This is a genomic window from Desulfosediminicola ganghwensis, from assembly GCF_005116675.2.
Classification (GTDB): domain Bacteria; phylum Desulfobacterota; class Desulfobulbia; order Desulfobulbales; family Desulfocapsaceae; genus Desulfopila; species Desulfopila ganghwensis.
This window is the reverse complement of record NZ_CP050699.1, coordinates 3,473,647-3,486,904: the sequence shown is the minus strand read 5'-3', so window position 1 is coordinate 3,486,904 and position 13,258 is coordinate 3,473,647. Positions and strand designations below refer to the sequence as shown.

At 41.4% G+C, this 13,258-nt stretch carries 9 protein-coding genes and 2 tRNA genes; 4 read left to right on the top strand and 7 right to left on the bottom strand.

The features are described from left to right. Positions 1-234: 234 nt before the first annotated feature. The 4 genes from FCL45_RS14840 (at position 235) to FCL45_RS14825 (ending at position 3,152) form a co-directional block, all read left to right on the top strand. Entirely contained in the window at positions 235-1,935 is a 1,701-nt protein-coding gene (locus tag FCL45_RS14840; protein WP_136796750.1) for a prephenate dehydratase domain-containing protein, read from the top strand. A 69-nt stretch (positions 1,936-2,004) separates the two neighbouring features. Then, the gene (locus FCL45_RS14835) at positions 2,005-2,655 is read left to right on the top strand and encodes a zinc ribbon domain-containing protein (RefSeq protein WP_136796751.1); all 651 of its coding nucleotides are present in this window, start codon (positions 2,005-2,007) and stop codon (positions 2,653-2,655) included. 68 nt (positions 2,656-2,723) lie between these two features. Beyond that, a tRNA-His gene (locus FCL45_RS14830) sits at positions 2,724-2,800 on the top strand. A 275-nt stretch (positions 2,801-3,075) separates the two neighbouring features. Next, positions 3,076-3,152, top strand: a tRNA-His gene (locus tag FCL45_RS14825). A gap of 1,513 nt (positions 3,153-4,665) precedes the next feature. Here FCL45_RS14825 and FCL45_RS14820 read toward each other — a convergent pair. The 7 genes from FCL45_RS14820 to FCL45_RS14790 form a co-directional block, all read right to left on the bottom strand. Continuing rightward, positions 4,666-6,120: an IS4 family transposase gene (locus FCL45_RS14820; protein ID WP_217907577.1), complete on the bottom strand. Its 1,455-nt coding sequence runs from the start codon at positions 6,118-6,120 to the stop codon at positions 4,666-4,668. Positions 6,121-6,240: 120 nt separating this feature from the next. Beyond that, a complete protein-coding gene (locus FCL45_RS14815; protein ID WP_217907577.1) occupies positions 6,241-7,695 on the bottom strand; it encodes an IS4 family transposase in 1,455 nt (484 codons plus the stop codon). A 364-nt stretch (positions 7,696-8,059) separates the two neighbouring features. Then, positions 8,060-8,785 (bottom strand): hypothetical protein, encoded by a 726-nt coding sequence (locus FCL45_RS14810; RefSeq protein WP_136800032.1) that lies wholly within the window; start codon positions 8,783-8,785, stop codon positions 8,060-8,062. A gap of 79 nt (positions 8,786-8,864) precedes the next feature. Continuing rightward, positions 8,865-9,302, bottom strand: coding sequence for a hypothetical protein (locus FCL45_RS14805; protein ID WP_136800031.1), 438 nt, complete (start codon positions 9,300-9,302; stop codon positions 8,865-8,867). Between the two features lie 140 nt (positions 9,303-9,442). Beyond that, positions 9,443-10,021, bottom strand: a complete 579-nt coding sequence (locus tag FCL45_RS14800) for a DUF6988 family protein (protein WP_136800030.1) — start codon at positions 10,019-10,021, stop codon at positions 9,443-9,445. 86 nt (positions 10,022-10,107) lie between these two features. Continuing rightward, the gene (locus FCL45_RS14795; protein WP_217907577.1) at positions 10,108-11,562 is read right to left on the bottom strand and encodes an IS4 family transposase; all 1,455 of its coding nucleotides are present in this window, start codon (positions 11,560-11,562) and stop codon (positions 10,108-10,110) included. A 371-nt stretch (positions 11,563-11,933) separates the two neighbouring features. Then, positions 11,934-13,103, bottom strand: a complete 1,170-nt coding sequence (locus FCL45_RS14790; RefSeq protein WP_217907584.1) for a hypothetical protein — start codon at positions 13,101-13,103, stop codon at positions 11,934-11,936. Positions 13,104-13,258: the final 155 nt, after the last annotated feature.

Here is a 13,258-nt window from a genome sequence, read left to right as displayed (position 1 = left end):
TGATACAAGATTGCTGCCCATGCAACCAGATTTTCACTATCATAAAAAAACCTGCAGCAAACCCCTGTCCTCCCAAATCACCATATTCACTTGCGTTAACAGGGCAGAGGGGCTATTGTCAGACCTTGCAAATTAAATTACAGAATGCTTGCAACGTCCCCATCTGTCTGCTTTTTCAGTGAAGTTGCAGTTGGCTTAACACAATCTAATAACTAACGATACACTTACGATACAATGGCACGTATTGCAACGCTTGGTCCGAAAGGTTCGGATGGGTACCATGCCGTACTCCAGTACGATCCGGATGCAGAAATAGTCCTCTTTAACAGGATCTCAAAAGTTTTCGAGTCCTTCTCAGCTGGTAAGGTTGATAGCGTCGTAGTCCCTGTCTATAACACCAGGGAAGGCGAGGTAAAAGAATATTTCCGCCTTGTTTCCCAGCTTGATGATGGCTATTGGGTAGATAATGTTGTTTTACCTATACATCTCAGTCTTTCACGTCTTCCCGGCAGTCAGAAAATTGGCTTCCCTGTAAAAGTGTTGATCGGGCGCAGCTCTGTATTCAGACAGTGTGAGGAATATATAGATACACACTTCCCTGATGCAACTCTTATGGCGGTTCAGGATATCGAAACCGCTTTTAAGGATATAGAAGATAACATACGTACCAACTACGCCATTATTGAATCAGAAGAGCTGGTTAAGGAATTCGGCTTTGAGCTCATCGAGCGTGAAGTTGTCTCACACAACCGGACCCGCTTTGCTGTGATAAGTCGCGAGCTTGCCCCTACCACCGGTTACGATGCAACCGCCATAATCACTCGCCCTTTGAGAGACAGGGTCGGTATGTTGGCAGATATTCTCGGTGAGTTTACCAGGCGGGGTATCAACATTCTCGATCTGCAATCAGAAAATGATATCCAGACACAGAAGCTCAGAATCTATATTGAGGTTGAGGGGCACGTCGAAAACCAGAACATGCAGGATGCCGTAAACCGTCTTGAGAATGTAATCATCCAGGAGGAAGATTCACTTAAGCTGCTCGGTTCCTTTCCTCGTGTGGATATGCGAGTGAAAAAGATCAAGTCATTTGGTTTTATAGGCTCCGGCGCCATGTCTACCTGGTTTGCTGATCGTCTGCAGAGTGAAGGTTACACCACCTATGTTACCGGCAGGTCTACCGAACTTCGCCCTGAACAGATGATAAATATGGCGGATGTGATTGTAGTATGTGTGCCAATCTCAGTAACAGCTGATACAATCGCGCAATATGGCCCGTTGCTTAAAGGTGATCAAGCCCTTATCATACTTGCCGGGGAATCTGAAAACACCTTGCAGACAGCCATGGACTCCACCGACCCCTCTGTTGAAATTATGTTTGTACATAATCTCTGGGGGCCGCAGGCTGTGAGCATGAAGGATAAAAACGCCATCGTCGTGCGCACACCAAGAAGCGGAAGCTTCTGCAGCGAGTTTGAAGCATTCATGTACAAACATGGTGCTGAGATTTTCCATGACAATGCACGCCAGCACGACCTGTTAATGGGTGTCGGCCAGAAGTTGCCGACCACGATCTCTGTTGCCCTCGCACGAACTTTGGCGGAGCATGAAATATCCTGCGAGGATATCGGAAGTCATTCCACCCTCACCTCTCTCTACGGTATTCTTTCGATGGCACGGGTTCACAATCAGAACCCGAGAACCTATGCCGAAATCATGGCCACCAAGGGTGACGGGCGAAAGATTGTTGAGAGTTTTGCCAAAAATCTGCTACAGATAGTCGAAATGGCCGAGCAGGGAAAAATTCATGAAATTTCTGAAATGATGGAAGATAACAGAAAGTTTATGACCCCGCAGTTCCTGCAGAGCAGGATGAAACAGGCAAAAGCGGTGGATTCGGTTCTGAGCGATGGTGGCTTAAAATTTGATTTGTAGAATTTCTTAAAAACTTAAACATCTGCAATACATGCAGATGTATTTCATTTTTTACAGGAGCGTTGGCGCATGTTTAACACAGATTACAGTTTTCTTGAGGAAGAGCACGTCTGTCCTCACTGCAAGCAGAAATTGGAATGTTGTGAAGCACCGCAATTCCACGTTGGGGACGGCCTCGGTTGGGGTTCTGATGTACTTTTCATCTGCCTTAATGATGAGTGCTCTCTCTTTAAAAACGGCTGGAAACGAATTGAAGAACAGTACGGTCACAGATCTTCCTATCGCTATATGGAACTCCCTGGCAGCAAGGAAGGCAACGTGATGATGGTCGGTAATGCCATGGCTTTCAAGGGAAGTATCATTGACCCGGAAGCTATCTTGCAGCAAAATACCAGATACAATAAGGAAAAAGAAGCAACCGAGGCACTTGATAGCTGTGTGGCCAAAAAGGACCTTGGACCGGTCCTGACGCTCATCCTGGATGAGGCGGCAAACAGAGAGCAGCGTAAAAAAGCGATCAGCCTGCTGCTACCTCTCAATGATCTTGCCTGTATAGACCCGCTTCGCAACCACACCTTTCGCGATACCTCTTTTGAGCAGGATATCAACATGGTGATATCCCAACTGCTGCAGAATAATTTCAAAAAAGAATGTCCCTATTGTTCTGAGATTATTAAGGCACAGGCTGCTAAGTGTATGCACTGTAAAGCAGATATGTAAAAAATATTGTTGCAAAAGGGAAATCGAGCGAGTATAAAGGACGTCTCTTGAGCAGCACATAACAGATGGTGGGCGTAGCTCAGTTGGTTAGAGCACTTGGTTGTGGCCCAAGAGGCCGTGGGTTCGAGTCCCATCGCCCACCCCATCTGATTTGTATAAGGCGGATAGCGACATGCTATCCGCCTTTTTTTATTGGATCCCACCTGCACGACCACATTGCGTGGGATTGTACAAAATGCCCTGTTTTTCATCGACGGTCTGGAAAGCATGGGGTCATGAATGCTAGAATAGACATATCGATTATAGTGTTTTCTGCTTCTTTGACTTTTTTATCGTATTTCCGGGTTAACTGGTTGCAAAAGATTCATTTAATTTGTATATAGTTGCTCGCTTAAGACGCACATGAAAAGATGATAGATGGTGGGCGTAGCTCAGTTGGTTAGAGCACTTGGTTGTGGCCCAAGAGGCCGTGGGTTCGAGTCCCATCGCCCACCCCATCTATTTCTTGTAATTTCAATTTTTTGAGCAGATTTAAGACTGAAATAATGTTGTTCAGTAGTTGTTCAGCTTAAAGTTTTGTAAATTACACTGTTCAACTCGGTTGTTCGGTACGAATTCAGCCTGGTCGTTCAGAAATAAAAAAAGCCCTGGTCATCACATTGATGACCAGGGCTTTTTCTGTCTTTACAGTCTGAACTCCCCTTTCAGCCTAGATTCTTTAGTTTCTTTACCACTCCCCTACTCTTTTTCTGCATTTCCACAACCTGCATGGTGGCTGCGGTCTTTTCGCTTTGATCCGGCAGAAAGTACCTTTTAAAAGAACCAGAAGCATGATAGACGCGAAAGAGCTTTCGTATAGGGTTGCTACACTCCAGACTATACAAGAGCGACTTATAAAAATCACAGGGAAGGCACTTTGACGAGCTAGCCGGCCTAACATCCATGCAACTACCCTTCCATTTCGCCAATAAGCTCTGAAAGCCCTGGCAGGAGCATGGTGAGTCTATTCTTTTCTTAGGCTCTCGCCAAAAATAGGAAAGCCGAAAAAAAAGCGCTCCTCCACACCTCTCCTTAGCGATATTTGATACGTTTATTGGCAATTAAGGTGGTGTTGGCAATCGGTCTGTGGGCCTTGGCCATTGGCTGGAGTGCTTGAGAAAAAGCCCATTGCATGGTTAGCAATAGTTTGCAGAGTTTCGTAAAAAAACGGATCCTCGCCTATTTTGTGTAATACCGCTGAATTTACAAAGAATTAATGCTTTGGGGACTTTTTTTTTATCAGTTAACTAGAATAAAGAGGAAATGTTGTGAAAGGCAAATGGAACTATTGGAGTTCTTGCAAGCTGGAGCTTGCGGATCCGGCGCTGAAATACAGAAGATGAAACGTCGCTTAGCTTGACTGGTTCCAGGGTGGGTGTTGCCAAAGCATCCAGAGAACTATTTATGGTTGGTATCCAAGGCGCCAGTTATTTGCGGCAATACTTAAATCGTGATCCGCCCCCTATTATTCCACCCTATTAATCCAGAAGGATGCAAACTAGAAATTCATAAATCAAATAATAGATCCCAGCCCACATCAAAACACCCGTTAATATTGGTATTAAGTCTCTGACCTTAAATTTAGTTTGAAGCAAAGCGTCGAATGTGAACATCCAAAAAATAACATCTTTCAAAAACTGCTGCGACAGCAAGTATCGCCCAATATTTTTCATTTTATCCTAAAATAATTAATTGAATCAATTGGGTTATATCTCAGATTTACCGTTGTTTTCCTCTGTCCGCTAAAACAAAGAGGAAAAGTTATAGAAGTCGAACTGAATAATTGGAGTTTTAACAAGTTGGTGCTTGCAGATCCAGCGCTGAAAGAGAAGAAGATGAAACATCGCATAACTTGACCGTTTCCAGGATGGATGTGAGTTGCCAAAGCATCCAGGGAACTTTTTATGGTATATAAGGCGCCAGTCATTTTCTGCAGTACTTAAATCGTGGTCTGTCCCGAATGGCGCTAGTTTAAGCCTTTTTTTCATATCTGCTCCGATGCTGTATTTCGACCATTTCACTTCTAGGTTTGTTGAGTAACTGATAAGGTTTTGGTCTTCGCTTAAGACACCGCGGATCGCTTCGTCCAGGCCTGTCGAAAACTTTGCAACGAGCCACGACAAAGGATAAATCTGAGAGCATGTTTTGTCTTTCATTTGTGCTCAACCTAGAGGACCCCAACCGTGGTTCCCAACTTCTAATAGCCTGTAGACTTCCTTTGAAACTGATAGACCGGATATCAATGTCTACCAGCTGTGTCGCTTGTAACATTATGCGCCGGATGCAGTTGTACGCTATGAAGTACATTAAAATTTCTTTCTTTATCATTTCAGGCGATTGGCACCGGAGGATATCAAATCCCATCGTTGTCTTGATATCACGAAAGAAAAGTTCGACATCCCAACGCTTAAGGTATAACGCTGCAATTTCGTCTTTCAGGTACTGATCTTGATCGATTAGCGTGGTAACAATATGAAATTCTTTTGTTCTAAACCCTGATTGAGTCACCTTTACTTTGATTTGTCTCATAACGAGTTTGTCGGGAAGGTCCTCCCAGGTTTTCCGCGAATACGACACCATTTCCCTGTATACTGGTTTTTTCCATTCAATCAGTAGATCATCAGGAGCGAATTCTTTAATGCAGTTTTTCCTACCGACTGGTTTTCTACGAGCAAGTGTTATCACACTATCAACACAGCGTTTTTTCAGCTCGGCTAAATCGAAGTAACTACAAAAACCTTTATCACCAAGAAAGATATCACCAGCCTCAAAGGTGGACCACTGCTTACGGAACAATGGAAGTTCGTTACTCTTTTTATTACCGATGGCATAGCTGAGCATTGTTCCGGTTTGCAATGAAAAGTATGCGCATATTCGTGCTGAGGGGAAGCCGCATCCTGGTTTCTGGTTCGATGACTGTGGCCAAAGCTCTTGATTTTCTGCTGTATCCGCCATTGTAACACCTGTCCCATCAACAACAATTACCTGGCGATCATTTAATGAATGAGATGCACGTCGTGCTCCGGACCATTTAGCAGTATGTTGAAACACCTCAACAAGCAGATTTTCATCTAATTTCTTACGTGCACAGCAATATGAAGCGGTAGATGATGATGGAAGCCGAAGGCCGTGGTTAGATGCATATGATTGCAACTTTTTTACAGCTTCTCTACATCCACCGTCTGCATCAAGGACTTGGCCTAAGAAGGACCAAAAAGTGTTTTCCTTGGTAAACAAACGTCGTCTGCTCATCTTTCCCGAAGGATCCTGTTTGAGCAATTTCGTGGGAATGAATTGCCCAAAAATCTCTCCTATCTGTTTAAAAGAGTTCTGTCTGAGGGAAGTGATTTTTCGAGCAAATTTTTGTTGTTGGCTATGAGGTTTTCTACCTCGTTTGGGAAGGTGAAAACCGGGCAACATTGGCATGATTTGGTGTTGGTTTCGCATAGCAAATTATACCAATTTTTGCCAATATATTCAGTTGCTTTTCACCTATAAAACACGCTTAAACTAGCGCCATTCTGGTCTGTCCCGAATGGCGCTAGTTTAAGCCTTTTTTTCATATCTGCTCCGATGCTGTATTTCGACCATTTCACTCCTAGGTTTGTTGAGTAACTGATAAGGTTTTGGTCTTCGCTTAAGACACCGCGGATCGCTTCGTCCAGGCCTGTCGAAAACTTTGCAACGAGCCACGACAAAGGATAAATCTGAGAGCATGTTTTGTCTTTCATTTGTGCTCAACCTAGAGGACCCCAACCGTGGTTCCCAACTTCTAATAGCCTGTAGACTTCCTTTGAAACTGATAGACCGGATATCAATGTCTACCAGCTGTGTCGCTTGTAACATTATGCGCCGGATGCAGTTGTACGCTATGAAGTACATTAAAATTTCTTTCTTTATCATTTCAGGCGATTGGCACCGGAGGATATCAAATCCCATCGTTGTCTTGATATCACGAAAGAAAAGTTCGACATCCCAACGCTTAAGGTATAACGCTGCAATTTCGTCTTTCAGGTACTGATCTTGATCGATTAGCGTGGTAACAATATGAAATTCTTTTGTTCTAAACCCTGATTGAGTCACCTTTACTTTGATTTGTCTCATAACGAGTTTGTCGGGAAGGTCCTCCCAGGTTTTCCGCGAATACGACACCATTTCCCTGTATACTGGTTTTTTCCATTCAATCAGTAGATCATCAGGAGCGAATTCTTTAATGCAGTTTTTCCTACCGACTGGTTTTCTACGAGCAAGTGTTATCACACTATCAACACAGCGTTTTTTCAGCTCGGCTAAATCGAAGTAACTACAAAAACCTTTATCACCAAGAAAGATATCACCAGCCTCAAAGGTGGACCACTGCTTACGGAACAATGGAAGTTCGTTACTCTTTTTATTACCGATGGCATAGCTGAGCATTGTTCCGGTTTGCAATGAAAAGTATGCGCATATTCGTGCTGAGGGGAAGCCGCATCCTGGTTTCTGGTTCGATGACTGTGGCCAAAGCTCTTGATTTTCTGCTGTATCCGCCATTGTAACACCTGTCCCATCAACAACAATTACCTGGCGATCATTTAATGAATGAGATGCACGTCGTGCTCCGGACCATTTAGCAGTATGTTGAAACACCTCAACAAGCAGATTTTCATCTAATTTCTTACGTGCACAGCAATATGAAGCGGTAGATGATGATGGAAGCCGAAGGCCGTGGTTAGATGCATATGATTGCAACTTTTTTACAGCTTCTCTACATCCACCGTCTGCATCAAGGACTTGGCCTAAGAAGGACCAAAAAGTGTTTTCCTTGGTAAACAAACGTCGTCTGCTCATCTTTCCCGAAGGATCCTGTTTGAGCAATTTCGTGGGAATGAATTGCCCAAAAATCTCTCCTATCTGTTTAAAAGAGTTCTGTCTGAGGGAAGTGATTTTTCGAGCAAATTTTTGTTGTTGGCTATGAGGTTTTCTACCTCGTTTGGGAAGGTGAAAACCGGGCAACATTGGCATGATTTGGTGTTGGTTTCGCATAGCAAATTATACCAATTTTTGCCAATATATTCAGTTGCTTTTCACCTATAAAACACGCTTAAACTAGCGCCATTCTGGTCTGTCCCCTATTGTTTTGATTAAAACCGAAAGGGCTTGAAAAATATAACTTGTTTTCGATTACCACATCTAGCAAGTGTTAAATATTGCGAACTGATGTGTATTTATATAATAATGATGGCTTATCCATTTCAGCTATTTATAGTTTAAGAACAAGTATCGTATGTTAACATTTTTTATACAACGTTAAGATAACCGGCACGCGCGCTGTTTGCGGGGCCGTTTTTATTGGTTTGTTATCTTTTCTTAATACTTACTGATATTTTTATTGAATACGAACTTGTTTGTATTTAATTTTTGTGAAATCAACTTTGATACCAGATGTGAAGTGTTTCCCATAAACGTCTGTGTCGAATCTTTTAAATTCTAAACCTTCATTCTGAAAGCAAGTGAAGATTTTAGCCATAGCTGAGATGAATATCGGAACAATATTAATGTATATCTGTTTGTTGGGATATCTTTCTTTTTTCGCCTGCTCAGTTACTAATTCAAAACAGAGTTCATCTTTCAACTGTTTCAATAATTTCAGCTTCTTGCTTCTACTCATTTTCTTTTCTAGATAAGGTGAATCTAAAGAAGGGTCAATTCGAGCATAGATATCATCTAATTTGTAATAATATTGGGAAGTGAAATCGTCTTCATTTACAATATGACTGGCCATTAAAAATGCAGCACCATAATTCTTTTCCAGACCGTCATTTAATAGCATCTCTGAATTCCAACTGCTGAATAAGAGGTGATCTCTGTGGTGAATGGCATTCCTAAGCATAATCAAGAAGGCAGTGTCAGCATTTTCAAAATAAGGGAAATTGTCTTTTGACACATCGTATAGACTATGGAATGCTTCAAGTTTTGCTTCAAATGTTCGGTCCAAATTATCTATAGCTTCTTCCATATCTATGAGCTTGAGTTTATGGAATTTTGAACATTCTTCTGTATACAAACGCATTGAGTTAGATAATTTGTCCAGGGCAATACTTATGACTTCCATATATTTCCTTAATAGATAACGTTGAATTCAGGGGCGAGGCTTTATCGCGTCGCGTCCATTGTAACGAGTTGTTATACATTTATGTTATTAAAGGAATGTATTGAGCGAATAAACCTAATATTGTTCCTAAAATAATAATCCAAAAACCGGTTGTTTCTTCTTTAGCGATACCCTTTACTTTTTCTGCTTGTGACTTGCTCAGATAGTACTCATCAAAAGTCCCTACTCCTGAATAGGATCTATTATAATCCTTGAAGGTTTTGCCATTTTTGACAAACCTATGTTTAATTGTCATTAACAACCCAATAATGGGGAAAATTATTCCAAGCTTCTCTAAATAGAAACTCTTACCACTAGCACTATCAAAACAGTAAAAGATAAGAGGGGTAGATATGCAAAATATTGTTACAAATGCATAATCGGTTGTAAATTCAAAAAATCTATTTGATGCGGTAACATATTTTGGCAATAACTGGTGTTCAATTTCGACAACAGTCTCTGGAGGTTTGATGGTCATATTCTTTTCATAACGTTGAGCTAACAGGCCGCTGGCACCGTTGGGGTTTCAATGAATTTTGATCCTTTTGATAGAGCACGAAGGATTTTAAGAACGGATTAGCCGCCTGACAGCAGTCCTTATTGAGCGCCTGGTTAGGGCTAAATTTCTTTTATTTTTTCAAGAAGTTCTTGTGATATTTTTTCGTTGTCTGTTAAGAAGGAAATTTCCAGACAACACAGTAAACCTGTAGCGTTTGAGAAGTCTATTGCTTCATCTATTTCCACTTGATCGTAATTCGGTGAAATACTATCTTGACTGTACCTTCTTTCTATTTGCGTAAAGCCACTGTGGGTAAAGCTATTCATTGCTTTCCAACCAGCCTTTTTTGCTTTTGATAAAGTGCCACCACTATAACCTTTAATTTGCTCGATATCGTTTATTAACTCTTGGAATTGTTTGTCCAATTTATTTTTCTTAAACTTTTCTAGTTCTTTATCGCTTGCACAATAGTTCAGCCACAAACTTCTTATATATGTTTCGAACAGCACACGAATAAGTGAAAAAGCTGAACCATAAAATTCACGTGCAATAAGGGTTATTATTGCTTTCTGATGTTCCATTGCTACATCTAAACTTGCAGCAACAATTTCCTTGCGGCCATCAGCTTTAAACTCTAATCCATTTATCTTTTCGTCTGTCCACTGGATTAGCTTCTCAGATTGCTCTATCTTATTCATTTTAAATCCCTAACGTGGAGTTCAGGGCCGCGCGCCTTTTGCACGTCCCTTGCAAACAATCGGGGACAGACCAGAATGGCGCTAGTTTAAGCCTTTTTTTCATATCTGCTCCGATGCTGTATTTCGACCATTTCACTCCTAGGTTTGTTGAGTAACTGATAAGGTTTTGGTCTTCGCTTAAGACACCGCGGATCGCTTCGTCCAGGCCTGTCGAAAACTTTGCAACGAGCCACGACAAAGGATAAATCTGAGAGCATGTTTTGTCTTTCATTTGTGCTCAACCTAGAGGACCCCAACCGTGGTTCCCAACTTCTAATAGCCTGTAGACTTCCTTTGAAACTGATAGACCGGATATCAATGTCTACCAGCTGTGTCGCTTGTAACATTATGCGCCGGATGCAGTTGTACGCTATGAAGTACATTAAAATTTCTTTCTTTATCATTTCAGGCGATTGGCACCGGAGGATATCAAATCCCATCGTTGTCTTGATATCACGAAAGAAAAGTTCGACATCCCAACGCTTAAGGTATAACGCTGCAATTTCGTCTTTCAGGTACTGATCTTGATCGATTAGCGTGGTAACAATATGAAATTCTTTTGTTCTAAACCCTGATTGAGTCACCTTTACTTTGATTTGTCTCATAACGAGTTTGTCGGGAAGGTCCTCCCAGGTTTTCCGCGAATACGACACCATTTCCCTGTATACTGGTTTTTTCCATTCAATCAGTAGATCATCAGGAGCGAATTCTTTAATGCAGTTTTTCCTACCGACTGGTTTTCTACGAGCAAGTGTTATCACACTATCAACACAGCGTTTTTTCAGCTCGGCTAAATCGAAGTAACTACAAAAACCTTTATCACCAAGAAAGATATCACCAGCCTCAAAGGTGGACCACTGCTTACGGAACAATGGAAGTTCGTTACTCTTTTTATTACCGATGGCATAGCTGAGCATTGTTCCGGTTTGCAATGAAAAGTATGCGCATATTCGTGCTGAGGGGAAGCCGCATCCTGGTTTCTGGTTCGATGACTGTGGCCAAAGCTCTTGATTTTCTGCTGTATCCGCCATTGTAACACCTGTCCCATCAACAACAATTACCTGGCGATCATTTAATGAATGAGATGCACGTCGTGCTCCGGACCATTTAGCAGTATGTTGAAACACCTCAACAAGCAGATTTTCATCTAATTTCTTACGTGCACAGCAATATGAAGCGGTAGATGATGATGGAAGCCGAAGGCCGTGGTTAGATGCATATGATTGCAACTTTTTTACAGCTTCTCTACATCCACCGTCTGCATCAAGGACTTGGCCTAAGAAGGACCAAAAAGTGTTTTCCTTGGTAAACAAACGTCGTCTGCTCATCTTTCCCGAAGGATCCTGTTTGAGCAATTTCGTGGGAATGAATTGCCCAAAAATCTCTCCTATCTGTTTAAAAGAGTTCTGTCTGAGGGAAGTGATTTTTCGAGCAAATTTTTGTTGTTGGCTATGAGGTTTTCTACCTCGTTTGGGAAGGTGAAAACCGGGCAACATTGGCATGATTTGGTGTTGGTTTCGCATAGCAAATTATACCAATTTTTGCCAATATATTCAGTTGCTTTTCACCTATAAAACACGCTTAAACTAGCGCCATTCGGGACAGACCACTGTTAAAGTTGATTGATCGGCATGGTAGTATTATTAAACGGTGGTTGCCAGTTATTCTTTTGTATTCCTGTATTATTGTTTTGTAAATATCGTTGGAACTTGTGGCAAACCACACCACTCTGCAATTTTGTTATATTTTCCGGCAAGTTCTTTAAATATTTCTACTCCTGATTCAACTTTCTCAATTGCAGTACTTAGTTCATTGTTACCCTCAGAGACTTTATCAATTATTCTTTTAAATTTTCTTAAGGCAGGTGATTTTTTTACTGAATCGGGGTCTGATTTTTTTCAATCGACTCAAGGGATCCTTCAAGCTCTTTAAGAGCTAACCCAAAATTACTTGATGGAGGAACCAATTCAATAAGCTCTCCTAAACTTCCAAGGGCCGAAATAACATTGTGGTTAACTTGAAGATTGTTTGTCATTGATACTTGCGGGCTGATATCGACACAAATATTATTTTTACTGGATAATCCAACACCTACTAAATCTAGCAACTTATCAATACGATTGTTTTGTAGGCCTATCATATCTTGCTGAGATTGGAGCCTGAATTGAGCTATCCTAAGTTCGTTACGTAACTCCAAAACCAGCTTATCACTTTTAGCGAATTTCTCCGGTGGTTCAACTCCGGTTACAATGAGTTCGTACTCATGCAGAGCTTTCTCAACAATTTCAGATTTACCGCTTTCAGTTTCAATAAGTAATCTTACATTCAACCCTTGCTGTTCGATTTTTACGGATGCGTTCTCTTCTGGGTATTGCTCTCTAATGTAGGTCCCAAAATAATTGAGTATATCTAATCCGGCCTGATGATATTCTGGAGGAAATTCAATGCAACGATCTACGATGCTATTACTTGGCTCTACATAAGAATCTGATTCAATTTCGATTAATTCAGGTTCTATAAGTAGTGCTTGATTTGAGTATCCAATAATCAGAAAAGGAAATTGGTGACTTAGAGGGGATAAGAGTTCAATCTGTGAATAATCAGCCTCGAAGGTTCTACTTGATAGCCAAGATTGGTCAATGCTGCTCGCATAGCTGCGCATTGGCATAAACATTACAGGCAATTTGATAATTCCTAACTTTACTGCTAATGCACTTTGTTGAAATAACCAGCGACTAATATGTTCGATCCTACCGATGGGTATTGATGCACTGACTTCATTTTTAATTGCACCCATTCTACCCATAAACACTCTCCTACCGTCAGGAGTGTAGAGCGTATTTTCTTTTAACTCCCATCCCTTATCATAAAGAGCCTTATTCCAGTCTTCACGAGCTGATCTAAACCCTGCATTAGGGTCCACTACGATTCTACCACCAATGAAGTCATCTAAAGCTCCGAGCGCTTCACTCAACTCAGTCGAATGGTTTTGTGTCATTAATTCCCAAGAATTTTTATAACTTATTATTTTGTGAATATACATAATTGTTCTTTGTTAGATTGCTCAACGTTGCAATGACCGGCCTGCGCGTTGTTTCCGGGCCCGTGTTTATTGGGTTGTTGAACGAAGCCGCTACGCGGCAGAGGTCTTGAGTATACTTCAGTAAAGAGTCCAATTCCGGACACTTACAGAAAAAG

Excerpts from the sequence above, each read along its gene's own strand:
- FCL45_RS14840 (WP_136796750.1), top strand. The coding sequence starts at position 235 with ATGGCACGTATTGCAACGCTTGGTCCGAAAGGTTCGGATGGGTACCAT.
- FCL45_RS14810 (WP_136800032.1), bottom strand. The coding sequence starts at position 8,785 with ATGGAAGTCATAAGTATTGCCCTGGACAAATTATCTAACTCAATGCGT.
- FCL45_RS14795 (WP_217907577.1), bottom strand. The coding sequence starts at position 11,562 with ATGCCAATGTTGCCCGGTTTTCACCTTCCCAAACGAGGTAGAAAACCT.
- FCL45_RS14790 (WP_217907584.1), bottom strand. The coding sequence starts at position 13,103 with ATGTATATTCACAAAATAATAAGTTATAAAAATTCTTGGGAATTAATG.
- FCL45_RS14815 (WP_217907577.1), bottom strand. The coding sequence starts at position 7,695 with ATGCCAATGTTGCCCGGTTTTCACCTTCCCAAACGAGGTAGAAAACCT.
- FCL45_RS14835 (WP_136796751.1), top strand. The coding sequence starts at position 2,005 with ATGTTTAACACAGATTACAGTTTTCTTGAGGAAGAGCACGTCTGTCCT.
- FCL45_RS14800 (WP_136800030.1), bottom strand. The coding sequence starts at position 10,021 with ATGAATAAGATAGAGCAATCTGAGAAGCTAATCCAGTGGACAGACGAA.
- FCL45_RS14820 (WP_217907577.1), bottom strand. The coding sequence starts at position 6,120 with ATGCCAATGTTGCCCGGTTTTCACCTTCCCAAACGAGGTAGAAAACCT.
- FCL45_RS14805 (WP_136800031.1), bottom strand. The coding sequence starts at position 9,302 with ATGACCATCAAACCTCCAGAGACTGTTGTCGAAATTGAACACCAGTTA.